The organism is Gordonia oleivorans (genome assembly GCF_040044975.1).
GTDB lineage: Bacteria > Actinomycetota > Actinomycetes > Mycobacteriales > Mycobacteriaceae > Gordonia > Gordonia oleivorans.
The window spans coordinates 281,689-303,381 of record NZ_JBDZDI010000005.1 but is presented as its reverse complement, the minus strand read 5'-3'; the positions used below and the strand labels follow the sequence as shown (position 1 = coordinate 303,381).

General features: G+C 67.7%; 20 protein-coding genes and 1 riboswitch. Of the genes, 8 read left to right on the top strand and 12 right to left on the bottom strand.

Annotated elements, in window-relative coordinates:
• Both ABLE92_RS11305 and ABLE92_RS11300 read left to right on the top strand, forming a co-directional pair.
• Window positions 1–249, top strand: coding sequence for a MoaD/ThiS family protein (locus ABLE92_RS11305; RefSeq protein WP_348804846.1), 249 nt, complete (start codon window positions 1–3; stop codon window positions 247–249).
• A gap of 260 nt (window positions 250–509) precedes the next feature.
• Window positions 510–680, top strand: a riboswitch (cyclic di-AMP (ydaO/yuaA leader).
• 6 nt (window positions 681–686) lie between these two features.
• Window positions 687–1,301: a transglycosylase family protein gene (locus ABLE92_RS11300; RefSeq protein ID WP_348804845.1), complete on the top strand. Its 615-nt coding sequence runs from the start codon at window positions 687–689 to the stop codon at window positions 1,299–1,301.
• Window positions 1,302–1,412: 111 nt separating this feature from the next.
• Here the strand turns inward: ABLE92_RS11300 and ABLE92_RS11295 are convergent, their stop codons facing one another.
• The 4 genes from ABLE92_RS11295 to ABLE92_RS11280 are packed head-to-tail and all read right to left on the bottom strand — an operon-like array spanning window position 1,413 to window position 3,140.
• Window positions 1,413–1,847, bottom strand: a complete 435-nt coding sequence (locus tag ABLE92_RS11295) for a molybdenum cofactor biosynthesis protein MoaE (RefSeq protein ID WP_348804844.1) — start codon at window positions 1,845–1,847, stop codon at window positions 1,413–1,415.
• Complete coding sequence (locus ABLE92_RS11290; RefSeq protein WP_348804843.1) at window positions 1,848–2,327, bottom strand: MogA/MoaB family molybdenum cofactor biosynthesis protein; 480 nt, start codon at window positions 2,325–2,327, stop codon at window positions 1,848–1,850. It abuts the gene before it with no gap.
• The gene (moaC, locus tag ABLE92_RS11285) at window positions 2,324–2,917 is read right to left on the bottom strand and encodes a cyclic pyranopterin monophosphate synthase MoaC (protein WP_348804842.1); all 594 of its coding nucleotides are present in this window, start codon (window positions 2,915–2,917) and stop codon (window positions 2,324–2,326) included. The genes ABLE92_RS11290 and moaC overlap by 4 nt, the downstream gene beginning before the upstream one ends.
• 4 nt (window positions 2,918–2,921) lie before the next feature.
• Window positions 2,922–3,140 carry a hypothetical protein gene (locus ABLE92_RS11280; protein WP_348804841.1) on the bottom strand — a complete coding sequence of 73 codons (219 nt, stop codon included), beginning with the start codon at window positions 3,138–3,140 and terminating at the stop codon, window positions 2,922–2,924.
• A 153-nt stretch (window positions 3,141–3,293) separates the two neighbouring features.
• On the opposite strand from ABLE92_RS11280, the gene ABLE92_RS11275 reads away from it, so the two are divergent.
• The 4 genes from ABLE92_RS11275 to ABLE92_RS11260 all read left to right on the top strand — a co-directional run bounded on the left by ABLE92_RS11275 (window position 3,294) and on the right by ABLE92_RS11260 (window position 11,241).
• Window positions 3,294–5,729, top strand: a complete 2,436-nt coding sequence (locus tag ABLE92_RS11275; protein ID WP_348804840.1) for a protein kinase domain-containing protein — start codon at window positions 3,294–3,296, stop codon at window positions 5,727–5,729.
• A gap of 59 nt (window positions 5,730–5,788) precedes the next feature.
• Window positions 5,789–8,107, top strand: a complete 2,319-nt coding sequence (locus ABLE92_RS11270; protein WP_348804839.1) for a helicase-associated domain-containing protein — start codon at window positions 5,789–5,791, stop codon at window positions 8,105–8,107.
• 126 nt (window positions 8,108–8,233) lie between these two features.
• Window positions 8,234–9,430, top strand: a complete 1,197-nt coding sequence (locus ABLE92_RS11265; RefSeq protein ID WP_348804838.1) for an RtcB family protein — start codon at window positions 8,234–8,236, stop codon at window positions 9,428–9,430.
• A gap of 143 nt (window positions 9,431–9,573) precedes the next feature.
• On the top strand, window positions 9,574–11,241 hold the full coding sequence (locus ABLE92_RS11260; protein WP_348804837.1) for a DNA repair helicase XPB: 1,668 nt from the start codon (window positions 9,574–9,576) through the stop codon (window positions 11,239–11,241).
• Window positions 11,242–11,285: 44 nt separating this feature from the next.
• On the opposite strand, the gene ABLE92_RS11255 is transcribed toward ABLE92_RS11260, so the two are convergent.
• From ABLE92_RS11255 to ABLE92_RS11245, 3 genes are all read right to left on the bottom strand, one after another.
• Entirely contained in the window at window positions 11,286–13,094 is a 1,809-nt protein-coding gene (locus ABLE92_RS11255) for a serine/threonine-protein kinase (protein WP_348804836.1), read from the bottom strand.
• 69 nt (window positions 13,095–13,163) lie between these two features.
• Entirely contained in the window at window positions 13,164–13,769 is a 606-nt protein-coding gene (locus tag ABLE92_RS11250) for a pyridine nucleotide-disulfide oxidoreductase (protein ID WP_348804835.1), read from the bottom strand.
• Between the two features lie 93 nt (window positions 13,770–13,862).
• Entirely contained in the window at window positions 13,863–14,411 is a 549-nt protein-coding gene (locus tag ABLE92_RS11245; protein ID WP_348804834.1) for an LppU/SCO3897 family protein, read from the bottom strand.
• A gap of 73 nt (window positions 14,412–14,484) precedes the next feature.
• Between ABLE92_RS11245 and ABLE92_RS11240 the strand changes: the two genes are divergently transcribed.
• Window positions 14,485–15,651 carry a pyridoxal phosphate-dependent aminotransferase gene (locus tag ABLE92_RS11240; protein ID WP_348804833.1) on the top strand — a complete coding sequence of 389 codons (1,167 nt, stop codon included), beginning with the start codon at window positions 14,485–14,487 and terminating at the stop codon, window positions 15,649–15,651.
• A 7-nt stretch (window positions 15,652–15,658) separates the two neighbouring features.
• On the opposite strand, the gene ABLE92_RS11235 is transcribed toward ABLE92_RS11240, so the two are convergent.
• Window positions 15,659–16,669 (bottom strand): NADP-dependent oxidoreductase, encoded by a 1,011-nt coding sequence (locus ABLE92_RS11235; RefSeq protein WP_348804832.1) that lies wholly within the window; start codon window positions 16,667–16,669, stop codon window positions 15,659–15,661.
• Window positions 16,670–16,699: 30 nt separating this feature from the next.
• On the bottom strand, window positions 16,700–17,092 hold the full coding sequence (locus tag ABLE92_RS11230; RefSeq protein WP_348804831.1) for a DUF1304 domain-containing protein: 393 nt from the start codon (window positions 17,090–17,092) through the stop codon (window positions 16,700–16,702).
• Between the two features lie 83 nt (window positions 17,093–17,175).
• On the opposite strand from ABLE92_RS11230, the gene ABLE92_RS11225 reads away from it, so the two are divergent.
• Window positions 17,176–17,769, top strand: a complete 594-nt coding sequence (locus ABLE92_RS11225; RefSeq protein WP_348804830.1) for a TetR/AcrR family transcriptional regulator — start codon at window positions 17,176–17,178, stop codon at window positions 17,767–17,769.
• A 12-nt stretch (window positions 17,770–17,781) separates the two neighbouring features.
• Here ABLE92_RS11225 and ABLE92_RS11220 read toward each other — a convergent pair whose 3' ends face one another.
• The 3 genes from ABLE92_RS11220 to ABLE92_RS11210 are packed head-to-tail and all read right to left on the bottom strand — an operon-like array spanning window position 17,782 to window position 21,492.
• The gene (locus tag ABLE92_RS11220) at window positions 17,782–18,594 is read right to left on the bottom strand and encodes a mycofactocin-coupled SDR family oxidoreductase (protein ID WP_348804829.1); all 813 of its coding nucleotides are present in this window, start codon (window positions 18,592–18,594) and stop codon (window positions 17,782–17,784) included.
• 43 nt (window positions 18,595–18,637) lie between these two features.
• Window positions 18,638–19,267: a TetR/AcrR family transcriptional regulator gene (locus tag ABLE92_RS11215; RefSeq protein ID WP_348804828.1), complete on the bottom strand. Its 630-nt coding sequence runs from the start codon at window positions 19,265–19,267 to the stop codon at window positions 18,638–18,640.
• Complete coding sequence (locus ABLE92_RS11210) at window positions 19,264–21,492, bottom strand: MMPL family transporter (protein WP_348804827.1); 2,229 nt, start codon at window positions 21,490–21,492, stop codon at window positions 19,264–19,266. The genes ABLE92_RS11215 and ABLE92_RS11210 overlap by 4 nt, the downstream gene beginning before the upstream one ends.
• Between the last annotated feature and the right edge of the window lie 201 nt (window positions 21,493–21,693).

Genomic DNA, 21,693 nt, shown 5'->3' with positions numbered 1-21,693 from the left:
GTGCGTCTGACGATCCGCTATTTCGCGGCTGCGCGAGCCGCCGCGGGCCGGGAAACGGCCGCCGTCGAAGTCCCCGACGGGGCCACTCTCGGTGAGCTGGAACACATTCTGGCAGCCGACAATCCGGCCCTGCGACAGGTGCTGGATCGATGCTCCTATCTCTGGGATGAGATCGCGGTGTGCGACCGTGACCGAAGCCTCGGCGCGACGCGCACCGTCGACGTCCTGCCGCCCTTTGCCGGCGGCTGAAACGCCGCCACGCCGATGTGAGCTTAATCACATAACGGATGGATAACGAGATGGACACGAGAAGACCATCATGCCCGTGAACTGCGACGACGATCGAATGGGGGCGAAAGTCCCACTCGCAGACACGAAAACCGTTGTGGAAGAAGGTGTGATTCGTCGGCGTCGAGGCCGTACTGTACGAAGCGTCCTTCCAAGAAGGTCACAGCACAGCAACCAAGACACACAACTTCCACCGGTCGCGCCGAGCCTCGTTCCACCGGTGGAATGACGAGCAACATCTGGGAACGAGGACGGGGGACCCACCCTTCCGCAGGGAAGAACGGACGTCAACGACGTTCTTGGGGTTAAGTCCGACGGCCACAGCCGACGCGACCGAGCACCTCTCGCTCGAACCCGACAGCTGACTTCGCAGGCGCGTGGAGAGAGGTAACACACTCATGTCCGGACGTCATCGCAAGCCGACGACCACCACTGCCACCAAGACCTTCGCGAAGGTCGCACTGACCGGGGCTGTCCTCGGCGGCGGCGGCGCCCTGCTGGGCACCGGTTCCGCACACGCGGCCTCCGACGCCGAATGGGATCAGGTCGCCCAGTGTGAGTCGGGTGGCAACTGGGCCATCAACACCGGCAACGGCTACCAGGGCGGACTGCAGTTCAGCCCGAGTACCTGGGCCGGCCACGGCGGCACCGAATTCGCACCGACCGCCAACCAGGCCAGCCGTGAGCAGCAGATCGTCGTCGCCGAGCGCGTCCTGGCCAGCCAGGGCCCGGGTGCATGGCCGACCTGTGGCACCGGATTGTCCGGCGCCACCCCGCGTACCGCGCCGACCACCACCCCGCGCCTGCCCGCCGCTCCCGCCCCCCAGGCACCGAGCACCGGCAGCAGTGACGCCACGAGCACCGACGATGCCCTCGCCACCCTCCGCGACAAGACCACCGACCCGAGCCTGCTGGCTCTGCTCGATGCCGCCAAGAACAGTGGATACCAGCTCACCCCGGATCAGCTGAACCTGTTCAACGAGCACCAGGGCCAGATCCCGAATCTCCCCTGAGCCTGACGAAGGCCCCCTGAGCAAAGGGCCCCGCACGCTGCTTCGCGCCGTGCGGGGCTCTTTTCATGCTCGGGCCTTCTCGTGATCGGGCCTCTTACGATCCGGCCACCCTCAGGCCGAACCCACCCATTCGTCGCGACCATCGGTGAAGAACTGGTGCTTCCAGACGGGGAGTTGGGCCTTGACCTCGTCGACGAGCCGTGCGCACAGTGCGAATGCCGGACCACGGTGATCGGCGGCGACCGCGACGACGAACGCGACGTCACCCACGGCCAGGTCTCCGATCCGGTGCGAGACAGCCACTGCCCGCACCCCGTCGGCGTCCTCGGCGACCTTCGCGACAATGCCACGCAGCGCCTGCGCGGCGGTCGGGTGCGCCGAATAGGACAGCCGGGTCACGCCGTTGCCACCGTCGTGATCGCGGACCGCGCCGACGAATCCCACCACGGCGCCCGCCGCGCCCTGCGCGGCGTCGGTGACCAGCGCCTCATGGTCGGCAAGACTGATCGGGCCCTCGGAGATCTCCGTGCACACAATCAGCGCCATCTAGTGATCCTCGCCATGGATCTGGTCGAGCGCGTGGTCGAGGACGGTACCCATGACGCGGAGGCCATCCCGGACGCCCCCGGTGGACCCTGGCAGATTGATCACCAGGCTCCGGCCGGCCACTCCCGCGATCCCACGCGAGAGAATCGCCGTGGGCACCTCGGGCAGGCCCGCCGTACGGATGGCATCGGCCAGCCCCGGCAGTTCGATGTCGAGCAATGGCCGGGTCTGTTCGGGAGTGCGGTCGGTGGGTGAGAGCCCGGTACCGCCGGTGGTGACGACGAGATCGACCTCGGCGTAGATGCCGGCCCGGATCGCATCGCCGACCGCCGGCCCGTCGACCACCACGTCGACCTCGTCGACGGTGATGCCACGGTCGGCCAGCCAGGCGGAGATCAGCGGTCCGGTGCGGTCGGGGTAGACACCGTTGGCCGCCCGCGTCGAGGCCACCACGACGCGCGCCACCCGTTGGGCGCTCATCGGTCACTCGCCGGATCGTCGGTGCCGGTGTCCGGAGTGACGGTGTCTGGAGTGACGGTGTCTGGAGTGACGGTGTCTGGACCAACTCCGTCTCGAGTCCAGTCGCCCGAACGGCCACCGAACTTGGCCAGCAGCCGGATCGCGTCCATCTGGGCATGCCGGTCGACGGCCTTGACCATGTCGTGCAAGGTGAGGCCGCTCACCGCGACAGCGGTGAGCGCTTCCATCTCGACGCCGGTCGGTCCGGCGGTGGTCACCGTGGCGGTGACGTCGATGGTGTCCTCACCGATCACGAAGTCCACGTCGACGGACGACAACGAGAGCTGATGACACAGCGGGATGAGGGAGTCGGTGCGTTTGGCGGCCATGATCCCGGCGATCCGTGCGGTGGCCAGGACGTCGCCCTTGGGCAGCGACGAGGACGTGAGGAGGTCGATCACTCGACGGGTCGTGCGGAAGGTCCCACCGGCGACCGCCCGGCGGCGGGTCGGTGGTTTGTCGCCGACGTCGACCATCCGCGCGGCGCCGGAGTCATCGACGTGGGACAGTCGGTCCGTGGGCCGCGATCCATCCGGATCGACGTCGGTCACCGCGTCAGCGGTTGATGACGGTCTTGGGATTGATGTAGTGGACCTCGTCGGCCGGCAACGGGAACTCCACGTCGCCGAACGGGGACAGTGCACCCGCGAGATCGGCCGCGAATTCGGAGACCGCGTGCTCGGGTCCGTCTCCCTCGGCTGCCTTCGGCCAGCCGTTGTCGACGTAATGCTTCTTCGAAGTGCTCTCAGCCACGGATGTATTGTGCCATGCCATCGCCGCCCCCACGTGATCGCGCTCGCACATGGTGGCCGATGACACCGACTTCGACCGATCACCCACCCATCGTTCGAATGATAAGACGACCAATTCGGGGGGCACTTCGGTAAGGTCACACACCATCGTCCGAGACAGTCGAAGGGGTTTGTCGTGCCGCTCAGTCCAGGTTCACAGGTCGCCGGATACAAGGTGATCTCGCTGCTGGGATCGGGCGGGATGGGCGAGGTGTACCTCGTCGAGAATCCGCACCTGCTCCGCAGGGAGGCGCTCAAGGTCATCTCATTGGCCGGCGCCCACGATCCCGACTTCCAGAAGCGATTCACCAACGAGGCACGCACCACCGCGTCACTGGATCACCCCAGCATCATCTCGATCCATCAGTACGGCATCAACGACGAGGGCACGCCGTGGTTCACCATGAGCTACCTCGACGGACGCGATCTCAGCAGTGGCCCCACCTCACCGGCCGACGTCGTCGCGGTGACCGCGCAGGTCGCCGATGCCCTCGACTACGCGCACCGGCACCATGTCATCCATCGAGATGTGAAGCCCGCCAACATCATCGTCAGTCGGGATCCGTCCACCGGCGAGGTCGAGCGAGTCACCGTCCTCGACTTCGGTATCGCCAAGCTGGTCAACTCCACCTCGTTGACGGCCACCAGCGCATTCATCGGAACCCTCGCCTATTGCGCACCCGAGGTCATCGAGGGCCACGACGCGACCGCGATGTCGGATCAGTATTCGTTGGCGTGCACCGTCTTCCAACTCCTCACCGGCCAGGCCCCGTTCACCACGACGACGCCGTCGGCGCTGGTGATGGCGCACCTGACCAAACCGATCCCGCCGATCAGTTCGCTGCGACCGGATCTCGCCGCCTTCGACCCGGTACTACACAAGGGCCTGGCCAAGAATCCGGCCGACCGCTACCCGAACTGCCGCGCCTTCGCCGCCGCGCTGAAGCAGGCGCTCGACACCCGTCCCGGTCCGGGGCCGAGAACCGGGCCGACCGCCGTCACCAACCCACCGTCGTTCGGTTCCGGGCAACAGACCCGACCGCCGTCACAGCCGACGCCGGCCGGATTCTCCCCGGTAGGCGCAACCGTCCCCGGCCACCCCCCGGTGGCACCGACCCCACAGCCGTCGTATCCCGGTGTGGGCCAGCCGAACCCGGGAATCCCCTACACGTCGCAGCCGAACCCATCAGCCCCCTTCGGCGCTCCGCCGGCAGCGACCACCCCGGTGACAGCCGGATTCGCCGGCGGTACCCCACCACCCGGATACAATCCGGCGCAACCGAATTCATTGCTCGGCGGTGGGGGCTACCCGTCGCAACCGGGTACGGTGCCACCGAAGAAGAAGCGCACGGGCCTGATCATCGGGGCGATCGCCGCGGCGCTCGTGGTCGTCGTCGTGGCGGTGGTCGGAATCGGTTTCGCCACCGGCCTGTTCGGTGGCAGCGATGAGCCCGCGGCTGTCGTCGCGCAGCCCAATACCGTTGCCACATCCGGTAATACGACATGCGCGGTCACCAACGAGGCCCTGCACTGCTGGGGCAACAACGCCAACGGCCAGCTGGGCAATGGGACCTCGACCGATTCCACCACTCCGGTCGCGGTCAGCCTGACACCGGTCACCTCGGTCAGCATCGGCAACTACGTCAGCACCGACGACAAGTACGTCACCACCGCCTGCGCGATCTCCGACCGGCAGGCCTACTGTTGGGGCGCCAACAACTACGGTCAGATCGGCGACGGCAGCACCGATTCCAGCGAGACACCGAAGAAGGTCTCCACGCTGAGCGACGTCACCGCCATCTCCACCGGATTCGGATCGACCTGCGCGATCTCGGCCGGCGAGGTGTACTGCTGGGGCGACAACGATCAAGGCCAGCTCGGTACCGGCGGCACCACGGACTCCACGACACCCACCAAGGTCACCGGGGTGACCGGAACCGCCACCGACGTGGCCACCGCACGCGGCACCACCTGCGCGATCGCCGATGGCACCGTGTACTGCTGGGGCAACAACGACAGCGGGCAGATCGGCAACGGCTCGACGAGCCGCCAGGCCTCTCCGGTGCAGCTCTCCCTCACCGACGCCACCGACATCGCGATCGGCTCCTACAAGCACAGCGAGACCGAGTCGACCTATCCGCAGACCGCATGTGCGGCGGCGGCGGGCAAGGCGTACTGCTGGGGCGACAACGCGTACGGCCAGATCGGCGACGGAACCACCGCCGCACGACAGACCCCGACCGAGGTGGTCGGACTGACCGACGTCACCGATGTCGCCACCGACTGGGGTACCTCCTGCGCGGTCGCCAGTGCCGAACTGAGGTGCTGGGGTGACAACTCCGACAAGCAGCTCGGCGACGGTTCGACGTCGGATTCGTCGGCCCCCAAGCAGGTCACCCTTGCCGGCGCCGTGGACGCCGTGTCCACCAACTCGGGTACGACGTGCGCGCGGGTCGACACCACCGACGTCTATTGCTGGGGATACAACGTCGCCGGTCAGGTCGGCAACGGAGCGAGTGGGGAGAACAACGTCGTCGCCACTCCGTTCCGGGTCAACATCTCCACCTCATAGAGCGTGCACCGGGCGCGGGCCGATCCCAACGGGCCGACCCGCTCGGTAGAATCGGTCGAATGAGTCCGGACAGTCGCGCGAGTGCACTCGCCGATGACCTGGCGTCGCGTTCGGATGCGGAGTTGGCCGATCTGATCACACTGCGGCCGGATCTCGCCTCACCCCCACCGCAGGGCACACAGGTGCTCGCCCAGCGCGCACTGTCGCCGGCGTCGGCGGCCTTGGCGGGTGAGAGTCTGGATCTGCTCGGCCTGGCGGTCCTGGAGGTGCTGATCGATCTGGGCCCCCCGGAGTCGGACACGGTGTCGCTGCCCGCCGTCCGATCTGCTCTGGCCGACCGCGCCGATGCCGACGAGGTCGAGGTGCGCGTGGATCTGCTGCGACGGCTCGCGCTGATCTGGGGACCCGACGATGCGCTGCACATCGGGGCGCACGCCGCGTCCGCACTGCCGTGGCGCGGATTGCACCTCATCGGCCCGCCGGCCGAGCGCACGGCCGCCGAACTCACCCGACGGCTCGCCGCGCTCGACGAACGGGAGCGGGAATTGCTCGGCGCACTGTCGCGTGGTCCCGCACTCGGACGCAGCCGTGATGCCGCTCCCGACGCCGACCCCGCCGCGCCGGTCGCCCGCCTCATCGCCGACGGCATGCTCGCCCGCATCGATCACCAGACCGTCGAGCTCCCACCTCAACTCGGCCAGTTGCTGCGCGACGAACCGCCGTTGCAGACCGACAACCTGCGTCGCCCCCGGCCCGAGGACGACTCCGGCTCGCGCCGCTTCTCCGCCCGCGACGTCGACGCAGCGGCCGGCGGTGAGGCGCTCGAGGCCATCCGTCACGCGACGGCGTTGCTGCGCGTCCTCGGCGCCACACCCGCGGCGGTGCTGCGGTCGGGCGCGCTCGGCGTGCGGGAGTTGCGCCGCCTCACCAAGGCCACCGGACTCGATCAGCAGCGGGTGGCGTTGCTCATCGAGATCCTCGGACATGCACGACTGATCGACGCGGGATTCCCCGATCCGCCACCGCCGGGCGACACCGGTGAGCACGTGTTCGCACCGACCACCACCGTCGACACCTGGCTGCACCAACCACGAGAACGCCAGTGGTACACGCTCGTCGAGGCCTGGCTGACGATGCCGCGCCGCGCCTGGCAGGTCGGCGAGCCCGACCGCGACGGCACCGCGATCCCGGCACTGTCGGGTGACAACTACGACGCCCACGCACCCGCCCAACGGCGCACCATCCTCTCCGCGATGGCCCTGGGCCCGACGGCGGCACCGGTGTCGGTGGCCGGCCTGGTCTCCCTGTTGGCCTGGCAGCACCCACATCAGATGCGGCGCTTGGGTTCTCATGTCGTCGAACACACACTTCGGGAAGCCCGCGAGATGGGACTCGTCGCCCACCACGCCCTGAGTTCGGTCGGACGCGCGATCCTCGAGGCCGATGCCGGCGCCGACGACGCACCGATCGTCGCCGCGATGCGCACGGCACTGCCGGAACCGGTCGATCACTTCCTCACCCAGGCCGACCTCACGATCACCGTCCCCGGCCCGATGACCCCGGAACTCGCCGAACAGGTCGAGATGGTGGCCGATCTCGAATCCGGCGGCGCCGCATCGGTATACCGCGTCAGCGAGGTGAGTGTGCGGCGCGCACTCGACGCCGGGCGCTCCAGCAGCGAACTCATCGCGATGTTCACCGCGCACTCTCGTACACCCGTCCCACAATCACTCACCTATCTGATCGAGGACGTCGCCCGTCGGCACGGACAGTTGCGCGTCGGCATCGCCTCGTCGTTCATCCGCTGCGAGGATGCGGCCACCCTGGCGGCCGTGTTGCGCAGCGAGGCCGCCGCGCACCTGTCGATGCGCGCGCTCGCGCCGACGGTTGCGGTGTCCCCCAGCGAGATCCGCGACGTGCTCGACTCCTTGCGTGCTGCCGGGTTCGCGCCGAGCGGGGAGGATTCCTCGGGCGAGTTGGTGGACATGCGTGAACGCGGCAGCCGGGTCCCCGTCACCCGCGCGCGACGTCACGCCATCCCGCCGCGGCGGGCCGCGCTGAACGACGACCAGGTATTGGCGGTGATCGGCCGTCTCCGATCCGGCGATCGGGCCGCGACCGCACGCCCGGCGTCGGCGTCGGCGTCGGTACGGGCCGGCGGAAACGGCGAAACCGCCACGGCCCTCATCCAATTGGCGCTACGCGCCCATCGCAGGCTGCGGGTCGGCTACGTCGACGCACACGGGTCGGCCAGTCAACACGTCGTCACCCCGCAGGCGTTGGGTTCGGGCCAGCTGATCGGCGTCGAGGACGGCACCGATGACGAACAACGGTTCTCCTTGCACCGCATCACCAGTGTCGAACTGCTCGACACGTAGCCCACGTCGGGGTGCCCGGTTCCGGCGTCCCGGTCCGAAAATGGTTCGCCCTCGCCGGGATTCGCGCGTACCGTTGCCACGCCCCGGAAACCGCCGGAGCAACAGACACGAGCAATGGAAGAAGCCATGGAACCGCAGTTCCCCGTATCCCTTTCGGGCACCACCGCATCGACCCTCATGTGGGCCGACGAGGAATCGATCGAGCATCAGGCGCGCAATCAGCTGCGCCGGGTCTCGACGCTGCCCTGGGTGTACGGGGTCCGTGTGATGCCCGACGTGCACGTCGGCAAGGGCGCGACCGTCGGATCGGTGATCGCCATGCGTGATGCGGTGTGCCCGGCCGCGGTCGGCGTCGACATCGGTTGCGGCATGGCCGCCGTGCGCACCGACCTGACCGCATCGGACCTGCCCGACGATCTGTCCGGGCTGCGTTCGGCGATCGAGGCCAAGGTGCCGGTCGGATTCCGGGGTCATGCGGAGCCGGTCAACGTCGTCCGCCATCGCCTCGGCGGCGGCTGGGACAGCTTCTGGGAGCGTTTCGCCGGCCTGCATCGTGGGGTTCGGCAGCTCGACACCCGCGCGCAGCGTCAGATGGGGTCGCTCGGTGGCGGCAACCACTTCATTGAGATCTGTCTCGACGACGAGCAGCAGGTGTGGATCATGCTGCACTCCGGGTCCCGCAACATCGGCAAGGAACTCGCCGAACGGCATATGTCGGTGGCGGCCACCTTGCCGCACAACGCGGAGCTGCCCGACCGTGATCTCGCCGTGTTCCTGACCGGGACCGCGGAGATGGACGCCTACCGTCGTGACCTCGACTGGGCGCAGGAGTACGCGGCACGCAATCGCCGGGTGATGCTGGCGCTGGTGTGCGAGGCGGTCCGGCAGAGCTTCGCCGACCGCGTCGTCCGATTCGACGAGCCGATCAGCTGCCACCACAACTACGTGGCCACCGAGCACATCGACGGTCTGGAGTTGTTGGTGACCCGCAAGGGTGCGATCCGTGCCGGCGCCGGCGACCTCGGTCTCATCCCGGGATCGATGGGTACCGGCTCCTACGTGGTGCGGGGGTTGGGTTCGGAGCAGTCGTTCTACTCCGCGTCGCATGGTGCGGGGCGTCGGATGAGCCGGTCCCAGGCACGCCGGCAGTTCACCGCCGACGACCTCATCGCCCAGACCCGGGGCGTCGAATCCCGCAAGGATTCGGGCGTCGTCGACGAGATCCCGGCCGCCTACAAGGACATCGACGACGTGATCGCCGCCCAGACCGACCTCGTCGAGGTGGTGGCGCACCTGCGTCAGGTGGTCTGCGTCAAGGGGTGAGGGCGCACCCTCACCACGTTGACAGCGCTCTGGTCCACGTTGACAGCGCTCGGCTGAGCGCTGTCAGTGAGATACAGAGCGCTGTCAACGGCCGTGCGGGGTCTGGCTCGACGGGACTTGCACCGATCTGGACAATGGATCGGGTGACTGATGGACCCCTGATCGTGCAATCCGACAAAACGCTGCTGCTCGAGGTCGACCACCCCGACGCCGCGGCGGCTCGTGGTGCGATCGCCCCGTTTGCCGAACTCGAACGTGCACCCGAGCACGTCCACACCTATCGGGTGACCCCACTCGCGCTGTGGAACGCGCGGGCGGCCGGGCACGACGCCGAGCAGGTCGTCGACGCCCTGGTCACCTACTCCCGGTATGCGGTCCCGCAGCCGCTGCTGATGGACATCGTCGACACGATGGGCCGGTTCGGTCGGCTGCAGTTGGTCAAGAGTCCGGTCCACGGCCTGACGTTGGTCAGCCTCGACCGCGCGGTCCTCGAGGAGATCCTGCGCAACAAGAAGGTCGCGCCGATGCTCGGCGCCCGCATCGACGACGACACCGTCGTGGTGCATCCGTCGGAGCGGGGACGCCTCAAGCAGGTGCTGCTGAAGGTCGGCTGGCCGGCCGAGGACCTCGCCGGTTACGTCGATGGTGAGGCTCATCCGATCGCACTCGATCAGGGCGACTGGCATCTGCGCGACTATCAGGAGATGGCCGCGGACTCGTTCTGGGCGGGTGGTTCGGGTGTCGTCGTGCTGCCGTGCGGTGCCGGTAAGACGATGGTCGGCGCGGCGGCGATGGCCAAGGCGGGCGCGACCACCCTGATCCTGGTCACCAACACCGTGGCCGGCCGCCAGTGGAAACGCGAACTCATCGCCCGCACCACGCTGACCGAGGACGAGATCGGTGAATACTCGGGTGAGCGCAAGGAGATCCGGCCGGTGACGATCGCGACCTACCAGGTGATGACCCGGAAATCCAAGGGCGAGTACAAGAATCTCGATCTGTTCGATTCCCGGGACTGGGGCCTGATCATCTACGACGAGGTGCATCTGCTGCCCGCTCCGGTGTTCCGGATGACCGCCGATCTGCAGTCCCGTCGCCGTCTGGGCCTGACCGCGACGCTGGTCCGCGAGGACGGCCGCGAGGGAGATGTCTTCTCCCTCATCGGCCCCAAGCGGTACGACGCGCCGTGGAAGGACATCGAGGCGCAGGGCTGGATCGCGCCGGCCGAGTGCATCGAGGTGCGGGTGACCCTCACCGACGAGGAACGCCTGCAGTATGCGGTTGCCGAGGCGGAGGAGAAATACAAGCTCTGTTCGACCGCCCACACCAAGGTCAACGTGGTGCGGTCGATCTTGGCCCGCCACAGCGAATCCCAGACGCTGGTGATCGGCGCGTACATCGATCAGCTCGAGGAACTCGGCCGTGAACTCGACGCCCCGGTGATCCAGGGAGCGACCAAGAACAAGGAACGCGAGATCCTGTTCGACCGCTTCCGGTCCGGTGAGATCCAGACGCTCGTGGTCAGCAAGGTCGCCAATTTCTCCATCGATCTCCCCGAGGCGTCGGTGGCGGTTCAGGTGTCGGGCACGTTCGGTTCCCGGCAGGAGGAGGCGCAGCGCCTCGGCCGGCTGTTACGTCCCAAGGCCGATGGCGGACAGGCGCACTTCTACTCGGTGGTCTCCCGCGACACCCTCGACGCCGACTACGCCGCGCACCGTCAGCGGTTCCTCGCCGAACAGGGGTACGCCTACCGCATCACCGATGCCGACGACCTGCTCGGACCCACCATCGGCGAGGAATCGGCGGGCTGACGGCCCCGGCCTCCGAGAACGGTCCGTCGAGGGCGAACCTCAGATCAGGAACCGGATTCCTGGGTCAGGCAGTACCCCAGGGATTCGGGCTGGGCGAAGATCCACCGCAACTCCCCCGTCGCGCAGCTCACCGCGCTCGTCGACCGGTTGGTGATCCGGAATGCGACCGTTCCCGCCGCCGCGGCCGCACCGCAACTCAACTCGTGGTAGTCGGCGAGTGAACCACCCGAACTGGGGATCTGGTAGCACTGCCCTGGCGTGAAATTGGGTGCCAGACAGAGCTTTTGGGCGGTCCCACCGAAGGACAGACTGGCGTTGTGGTCGTTGGGGCACTCCGCGGAGGCGGCGACGAATTCGGCGGCGTAGAACGTCATCGCCGACGTGGCGCAATCGACGCGACTGGTGTCGACGTTGCCGGCGGAGTCGGGCTGCCGACCGATCTGCACACAATCACCGACCGCGATCTGGCCGGGACCGGAGATCTGCGTCGGTTGCTCGGTCACCGGGGGGCGGGTGAACGGCGTGGAGGTGGGCGTCCCCGCGACCGCCGTGGTGGTGACCGAGTTGCCGGCGGCGGTCGAGGTGCCCGAATCCGACCCGGACAGCAGATTCGCCACCCAGACACCGGCGACGATCACCAGGACCAGCGCCAGCAGGGCGCCGAGGACCGCCAACGCGGTCTTCGACGACGATCCGCGTCGAGGCGTCGGCGGCAGCGGGTAACCGCCGGTGCCGCCCGGCTGACTCGGATACGACCCCACCGGCAGGGGCGCGCTGGGCGGGCCGTACGGCGGAATCGACCCGGGCGCCACGGCGCCGGGATACGACGCTCCGGTGTACGGGCCCGCGGGCACCGGCGGAACCTGCGAGGACGGGATCGGCTGCGCATACGAGGGCGGTACCGACGTCGAGGGCGGTGCCGATGCCCGCGCCGGGATGATCTCCGTGGGACCCGGCGGCGGCCCCGACTGCGGTGGTCCCGACTGGGCGCCGCGCAAGGCCCGATCGAGGTCGGCGGCGAGATCGCTGCACGACGGATACCGCTCGTCGGCGGTCTTGCCGAGTCCACGCCGCAGCACCTCGTCGACGGCGTTCGAGGTTCCCGGCCGCAGCCCGGAGAGCGCCGGCGGATCGGAATTCAGGTGCGCGGCGATCACACTGGTCTGGGTACTGCCCTCGAACGGCGGGACCCCGCAGAGCAACTGGAACAGTGTGGCAGCGAGGCTGTACTGGTCGGCCCGCCCGTCGACCTCGGTACCGAGGAGTTGCTCGGGAGCGACGTAGGCGACCGTCCCGAGGAACATGTTCGCCGAGGTCAGGTTGGTGACGTCGGCGGTCGACTTGGCGATCCCGAAGTCGGCGAGCAGCACCCGCGGCGGCTGCCGGCCGATGCGGGTGGCACCTGCGCCGTCGGCGCCCTGCACCAGGATGTTGGCCGGTTTCACATCCCGGTGCAGCAGCCCGCGGGCGTGCGCCGCGTCCAACGCCGACGCCACCGACATGGCGATCGCCGACACCAGGGCGGGGTCGAGTCCTCGGGGGTGACGACGCAGCAGTTCACTGCCGTCGACGCCGTCGATGAACTCCATCGCCAGCCACAGGTGGCCGTCGTCCTCACCGGAGTTGTAGATCGTGACGATCGCCGGATGCACCATGCTGGAGGCCAACTCGGCCTCCCGGATGAAGCGCTGCCGGAACATCGGGTCGCGGCTGAGATCGGCCGGCAGGATCTTGACTGCCTCCTTGCGGGGCAGTTTGGGGTGGCGGGCCAGATAGACCTCGCCCATGCCACCGCGGCCCACGAGCCGCTCGATCGTGTACCCGGCGAAGGCATCACCCGGTGTGTAGACCACCTCAGCCCTCCTCGACACCGGCGGCACGTCAGGCCCGTAACCTTACCTGCTCCCTGCGCCTTCCCCGGATCAGACGACAGTCCGCAGGCAGTAGCCCACCGATTGCGGCCGGGCGAATGACCACATCGTGTCGTCGGCATCGCAGGTGATGGACCCGTCGCCACGGTCGACGGCCCGCGCCACCACCGTTTGCTCGGCGGCCTGCGCGTCGCAGGTCACCTCGCGGTAGTCGACGAGGTCGCCGCCGATCGGGATCTGATAGCAGCGTCCCTCGGCGAAGTTCGGTGTCAGGCAGAGACTCTCACGATTCTCACCGAAGGTGAGGGTGGAGGTGTTGGCGGCGTCGCAGCCGGATTCGGCGGCCACCGTCGATGCGGCGTAGAACGTCAGACCGTCGGTGCGTTCGCAGTCGACCTTGGAGGCGTTCACCTTCCCCGGCTCGTCGTCGGCGCCGATCGACAGGCATTCGCCGACTTCGATGTCGTTCGGGGATTCGATGGCGTCGGTGCCGAGGCTGACACTGCACGCGGCGACGAGCATGAACCCGAGGCAGCCGAGGATGACGGCACCGTTGTAGGCGAGCCGGAGCAGTGGCCGGGCGGGCCGGCCCTCGAGGTCGGGGTCGTGGTTGGTGTGGGGGTCGTGGTCAGGATGGTGGCGATCGGTGGTGAACATGACGGGTCCTTTCGGCAGCTGTGGTGTGCTGCCGACACGGTCGTCGTCGTGGCTTGTCGCGCGCTTGACGAACGCTTGGACGGCGTCGGTCGTTCAGCTCACCCGCAGGCAGTAGCCGAGCGGTTGAGGCTCGGTGAACTCCAGGGCGGTCAGACTCGCATCGCAGGTCACCGTGCCGTTGGAACGGGTGACGACCTCGACCACAGCGGTGCCGTCGGCCGTCGTCGCGCCACAATCGACGGCCTTGAAGTCGGTCAACGACCCGGCACCACCCGAGGGCACCTCATAACACTTGCCCTGCGCCATGTTGGGCGTCAGACACAGTTGCTGGTCGCCCTCCTCGAACGTCAGTCTTGATTCCTGACCCGGGCATTGCGATGTGGTCGCGGTCGTCGACGCGACGTAGAAGGCGAAGGCGTCGGTGGTGTCGCAGTCGGTCTTGGTGGCCTCTACCTTCCCGTCGGAACTGTCCGCGACGGACACGCACTCGCCGACGTTGACGTCGTCGGCCGAGTCGACGGTGTCGCTGCCGACGCTGACCGAGGCACTGCAGGCGGTGAGCAGGCCGAAGGCCAGGCAGGCGCATGCGACGCCGAGGCGCCGAGCCCACCGCGATGTGTTCTGACTCACTTGCGTTCCCATGGCGGGGAGGTTACTCCGGACAACCGACGCAATCGTCGCGATTCACCCGACCGGGGTGTGACAGCCTGAATCCATGCCCCCTTCTCCGGCCACCGTCACGCGCCTGCGCCCGTTCTCCGCCACGATCTTCGCCGAGATGTCGGCACTGGCACTGCGTCACGACGCGGTGAACCTGGGTCAGGGTTTCCCGGACACCGACGGACCCGAGGCGATGCTCGAGGCGGCCCGGGTCGCCATCTCGACCGGCCAGAACCAGTACCCGCCGGGGATCGGGGTGCCGAGCCTGCGCCACGCCGTGGCCGGCCACCAGCGCGATCATTACGGCCTCGACTACGACCCCGACACCGAGGTCCTGATCACCGTCGGCGCCACCGAGGCCATCGCGGGCGCGGTCGTCGGTCTCACCGAACCCGGCCGCGAGGTGATCATGATCGAGCCGTACTACGACTCGTATGCCGCGACCGTCGCGATGGCCGGCGGTGTGCGCCGCACCGTGCCGTTGATCCCCGACGGCGACGGGTTCCGCCTCGACCGCGACGGGCTGGCCGCCGCGTTCGGACCCGACACCGCCCTGATCCTGGTGAACTCGCCGCACAATCCCACCGGGACCGTGCTCTCCGACGGCGACCTCGCCGAGATCGCGCGCCTATGCGTCGAGCACGACGTGATCGCGGTGACCGACGAGGTGTACGAACATCTGCTGTTCGACGGACGCACCCACACGCCACTGGCCACACTGCCCGGGATGCGCGAGCGCACCCTCCGAATATCGAGTGCGGCAAAGACATTCAACTGCACCGGCTGGAAGGTCGGCTGGATCAGCGGTCCGAGCGAACTGGTCGCCGCCGCGCGTGCGGCCAAACAGTTCATGACCTACGTGGGTTCGGGACCATTCCAGCCGGCCGTCGCGGTGGCACTCGAGCAGGAGATGGCATGGGTCGCCCGCAGCGCCGCCGAACTCCAGAACAAACGGGACCTGTTGTCCCGGGCGCTCTCCGATGCCGGGTTCGGCGTGCACCGCAGCGAGGCAACCTATTTCGTGTGCGCCGATCCGCGCCCGCTCGGATACGCCGACGGCGAGGACTTCTGCCGGTCGCTGCCCGAACGGATCGGGGTGGCCGCCGTGCCGGTCAGCGTGTTCGCCGACCACAAGGACCCGTGGAATCACATGGTGCGCTTCGCCTTCGCCAAACGCGACGACGTGATCGCCGAGGCCGCCGACCGGTTACGGCGTCTCTGAACACATCTCAGACACGCACGACCATCTTGCCGATGTTCTCCCCGCGCATCATGCCGAGGAAGGCGTCGACGGCGTGGTCCACCCCGTCCACCACGGTCTCGTCGAAGACGATGTCGCCGCCCGCATACCACTGCGACATCTTCTCGTTGAACTCCGCGGCGAAGCCGAGGTAATGCCCGAGGGTGAAACCTCGCAGGGTGAGTCCGCGGGTGATGATGTTGCTCATGTTGCGGGGGCCGGGCTGCGCCTCGGTGGCGTTGTAGGCCGAGATCGCGCCGCACAGGGCCGCGCGCCCACCGTCGTTGAAGACGTCGAGCGCGGCCTCGAGGTGCTCGCCGCCCACATTGTCGAAGTACACGTCGATACCGTCGGTGGCCAGCTCCCGCAACTGCTTTCGCACCGGACCGGCCTTGTAGTCCAGCGCCGAATCGTATCCGTAGCGGGAGGTCAGCAGATCCACCTTGGCCGGCCCGCCCGCGGAACCGATCACGGCCTTCGCGCCGAGGAGTCGGGCGATCTGTCCGGCGGCGGTACCTACCGCGCCCGCGGCGCCCGAGATGAACACCACGTCACCGTCTTTCAGCTTCGCGATCTCGGCGAGCCCGACGTATGCGGTGAGTCCGGTCAACCCGAAGATGCCAAGATACGCCGAGGAGGCCACACCATCGGGCGGCTCCGGCAACCGGGTGAAAGCCGTTGCGGGGCCTTGTGCCACGTCGCGCCACCCCAGTTGGTGGCTGACCAATGTGCCGACCGGGAGGTCGTCGGCGCGCGACTGCATCACCCGGCCGACCGCACCGCCGGTCATCGTCTCCCCCAGCGCGAAGGGCGGGATGTAGCTTCGGGTGTCGATCATCCGGCCGCGCATGTACGGATCGACGCTGACGAACTCGTTGGCGACGCGCACCTCACCCGCGGCGAGGTCGTCGAGTTCGATTGTCGCCACACGGAAGTCGTCGGCGGTGGGCCAGCCGACGGGTCGCGACACGAGTTGAACCTGCGTGCTGGTGACGGTCATGAAATCCTCCTTGATTCAGCGGAAATGATGTCAGTTCACCGGTGAGAGAAGCGCGATACTCAGGGCGACCACCGCGATCAGCGGAAGCGCCGACTGGGTGATGGCTGCCCGCGCCTTGTCCGGCGAGGAGATCAGCAGCACGAGACCCGCGGCGAGCATCGATCCGGCCCCGGCGTAGATCAACGCGGCGCCGACGGCCTCGTCGACGAACCAGGTCACCGCACCGATCCCGGCGATCAACGCCAGGAAGAGGTTGTAGAAGCCCTGATTGAAGGCCATCTCGCGGGTCGCGACCGCCTCGTCGGCGGTGGTGCCGAATGTGGCGCGGGTCGACGGGTGAGTCCAGCGCCACGACTCCAGCACCCAGATGTAGACGTGCAGGGCGGCCGCCAGAGCGGCGAACACGATGGCGACGATACCCACGGCAACTCCTTTGTGAACCGAACGTTCCACAACTATACTAGAATGATCGTTGCACAATCTGTCAACCAGGAATCGAGGAAGTCATGGGACGCGCAGTGACCCACGATCGCGGCAAGCTCGTCAGCGACGCGCGTGACATGTTCTGGCGCAAGGGTTTCGACGCAGTATCCGTGGCCGACGTGGAGGCGGCCACCGGGGTCGGACGATCCAGCATCTACCACGCGTTCGGCAACATGCGCGGCCTGTTCGACGCTGCGGTGACCGACTATCTCGACACCATCGTGCGCCCCCGGCTGCGCCCGATGACCGTCGAGAAGGTCGACGGCGACGCCGTGATCGACTACCTGAGCCGGCTTCGCGATGCGATCGCCGTCATCGACCGGGACGGCGCGGCACCGGCCGGTTGCCTCCTGCTCACGACCGCGGCCGGCAACATCGGCGGCGATGACGCCGTCGCGCAGGTCGTCGCCGCCTATCACCGGGAATTGTCGACGGCGATCGCGCGTGGCGTGCAGGCTCATCTGCCCGACGCCGACGCCACCACGCGGGACCGAATGACCCGGATGACGGTGGCGGCGAGCATCGCCGGGCTCTCACTGGCCCGCGTCGACGCCGACGCGGCCTGCGCCACCCTCGACGCGGCGATCGCGACACTGGCAGAACAGCGCCGCCGGTAAATCATAGTCGGCTCAGAAGTGTTGCGCCCCACCGTCGACGGAGATCGATTCGGCGGTGATGAACTTCGATTCGTCGGAGGCCAGGAACGCCACCGCGTTGGACATCTCCTCCGCCTCGGCCACGAACTGATTGACAAAGGTCATGCCCATGCCCGCCAGCCGCGGGTTGGCCGCGTTGGTCTGCTCGATACGCGCGACCATCTGACCCGAACCCATCGGGGTGGCGACCGCCCCCGGGTGCACCGTGTTGACCCGGATGTCGTGGGCGCCGAGTTCGGCGGCGAAGGCCCGGCCCATCCCGACCAGCGCATGCTTGCTGGTGGTGTAGTGAACCATGAACGGCTGCAGCTTCTTTCCGGCCAGGGAACTGATGAGGATGATCGACCCGCCGCCGCGCGAGATGAGGTGATTCGCTGTGGCCGTCACGGTGTTCCACACACCGATGACGTTGATGTCGATGGTGTCGCGAAAGCTGGTGGGGGTCACCTCGTCCCACGTCTCGGGGATACAGATGCCGGCGTTGGCCACCACGATGTCGAGGCCACCGAGTGCCTCGACACCCTGCGTCACGGCTGCGGTCATTGCCTCGAGATCACGCACATCGCATTGCGTCAGAAGGGCTGTGGCGCCTTGTTCTTCGACCAGCCGGGCGGTTTCGGCGAGATCCTCGGGTGTCGCCGAATCATAGGGCACCCCGGGCAGCGGCCCGGCCAGATCGAGTCCGATGATCTGGGCGCCTTCACTCGCCAGCCGAACCGCATGCGCACGTCCCTGACCGCGCGCCACACCGGTGATGAAGGCGACCTTGCCGCTCAAACGTCCCACGATGCACATCCTTTCCCCGCGGCGTCGTCGCCACGGACCAACACTATCGGCCGCGATCGAGCGGCAGTCCTTGTTCCAGTAGATCGATGGCGTCGAGCAGGGTGCCCAGCACGTCGCCGTCGCGCGGATCGACGACGGACTCGGCGATGTGGAACATCACCCCACTGGTGGCGGCGATGAACACCCGCAGGCACGGATCGTCCACCGGCACATCCAGATACGCGGCGAAGTACTCGGCGCCCTGGGAGATCGACGCATCCGCCTCGATCCGATAAGCCGTCCGCAGCGCCGGTTCGGACCGGATGAGCTGCAACCGTTGTGGATTCGATGCCCACGGATCCTCGAGGGCGATCCGACCCTGCGTGGTGACCAGCGCACGAAGCAGATCGAAGTGCCCGAGCCCCTTCGGAATGGCCGCCGCGGCGGCGTGCCGTTCGTCGTCGAGCCCGTCGGAGATCACCACCTGCTCCTTGGAGGCGAAGTACCGGAAGAAGGTGGTGTGGGACACCTGCGCCTCGCGCGCGATCTGCTCGACGGTCGTCTGCGCGTACCCCTGCGTGGCGAACAGCCGCATGGCCGCATCCCGGATCGCCTGCCGGGTGCGCTGTTTGTTCTTCTCGCGCAGCCCGGCAGGACGAACCGTGGGCGTCACCGTATCCGGCAGGTCGGTCATGACGCCGGCGTCAGGGCCTTGTCGTCCTCGGCGGAGGGCACGCCCCGATCGCGGACGGCCCCGCCCTCGATGTCGAAGTCGAACACCAGCTTGTCCAACCACTTCGGCAGACTCCAGGCACGATCGCCGAGCATCGCGATCACCGCGGGCACCACGGTCATCCGGATGATGAAGGCGTCGAAGAACACCGCGATGGCCAGCGCGAATCCGAGCATCTTGGAGGTGGTGTCCGGGGCGAGCATGAAGGAGGCGAAGACGCTGATCATGATGATCGCGGCGGACGTCACCACGCGCGCACCGTGCCGGTAGCCGGCGATGATCGCGTCCTTGGCACTCATGCCGTGGACGTACTCCTCGCGCATCCGGGTCACCAGGAACACCTGGTAATCCATCGCGAGACCGAAGACCACGCCGATCAGGAAGATCGGCAGGAACGACAGTGTCGGGCGGGTGTCGGAGATGATCCCGAGGTAACCCTCCTGGAAGATCGCGACGGTGACACCGAAGGTCGCCAGCACCGAGAAGATGAACCCGACGGTGCCCACCAGCGGCACCCAGATCGACCGGAAGACACCGATCATGATCAGGAATGCCAGCCCCACCACCACGATGAGATACGGGATGAGCGCCTTGTCGAGCTTGGCCGAGAGGTCCGACATGATCGCGGTCTGCCCGCCGACGTGCATCTCGACGCCGGCCTTGTCGACCTGCGGCCCATAGTCACGGATCGTCTCCATCAGGTCGTGCGTCGCCTGATCCGACGGCGCACTGGTGGGCGTGACCATGATCAACGCCGTGTTGGCACCGACGTTCGGGTTGGCACCGGCGCCGTTGCCCGTCCAGGCCAGCGACGCCGCGTTGGCCACGCCGGGCAGCGTCTTGATGTGTGCGACGGCCTCGTCGGCGGCGGTGGCGACCTGCCCGTCGTCGTCGTGCAGGATCACCAGCAACGGCCCGTTGATGCCCTCGCCGAAGCCCTTCTGCAGCAACGCCGATGCGCGCGCCTCGTCGGCGTTGGACAGGTCCATGCCGAGCTCGAGCTTGCCCACCGGGATCGCCGCGAGGACCAGGACGGCGAGTCCGGCGATGATGAACGGCAGCGGCCGCTTGACCACCTGTTTGCCGAAGCGCACACCGTTGGTCTCGGCGGTCATCGATTCCTCGGCATGCTTGATCCACGGGATCTTCGGGGTGAAGGCGAACCGTCCGGTGGCTCCGAGCAGGGCCGGGATCAGGGTGAGCGCCGCGATGACCGCGATGATCACCGCGACCGCCGCACCGGCACCCATCTGGGTGATCAGGGGGATGCCGACGACGGTCAGTGCCACCACCGCGATCACCACGGTCAGACCGGCGAAGACCACCGCGGTGCCGGCCGTGCCCACCGCACGTCCGGCGGCATCGGCCGGGTCACCACCGCGGTGCCGTTCGGTCCGGTACCGCGACACGATGAACAGCGCGTAGTCGATGGAGACCGCGATACCCAGCATCGTGACGATGCCGGTGGCGGTCTGGTTGACGGTCATGAACTCCGCCGACAGCGTCACCAGCATCATCGTCAACGCGACGCCGACGATGCCGGTGACCAGTGGGATGAAGGCCGCCACCAGGGCCCCGAAGGCCACGATCATCACCACGAAGGCCACGGCGAAGCCGATGAGTTCGGCGGTGCCGCCCTGTTCCATCACCTGCATGAGCGACCCGGTGGCCTCGACCTGCAGTCCGCCGCCCCGGTTCTGTTCGAGTACGTCGATCAGCTGTTGTTTCTGGTCGACCGTCAGGTCCTGGATGTTGGTGGTCACCTGTACCGAGATGAGGCCGACGTGACCGTTGTCGCCGATCACCGACGCGGCCATCTCCGGTTTCGCCTGGGCCACCGCGAGCGGGCTGACCACGGCCTGCGGGTCGGCGATGTCGGAGAGCCCACGCAGGTCGGTGGCAAGCTTCTGCAGCTGTTCGGCATGCGCGTCGAGACCGTCGGCGGCGTACACCACGACCGTCGCCGATCCCTGCGACTGCTGCTCCATGACCTTCGGGAAGTACTCCTGCAGCTGGCTGGTCGCCGTCCCGGAGTCGGTTCCCGGCAGATCGAAATCCTGCGCGAACTTCGGCTTGAGCAGGCCGACCGACCCGATGACCACGACGAGCAGGATCAGCCAGGTGGCGATCACCCACCACTTGTGCCGGAAGGAGAACCGGCCGAGCCGGAAGAGTATGGATGCCATCAGGGAGTCCTCGAAAGACGGGCGAACGGGCGGTGTGTGCGGACGAATCTGGGCCGCCGGGGAGTTCTCCGCGGCATCCCGCCACCCACAAAAGTGTGAGTGACTAACACTTGACAATGTTTACTCCACTTTCGTCGCGACAGCCAGATCGGATCGCGATTGTGGGCGAACCCACTCACGCCGGCGTCGGCCCGCCGGCAT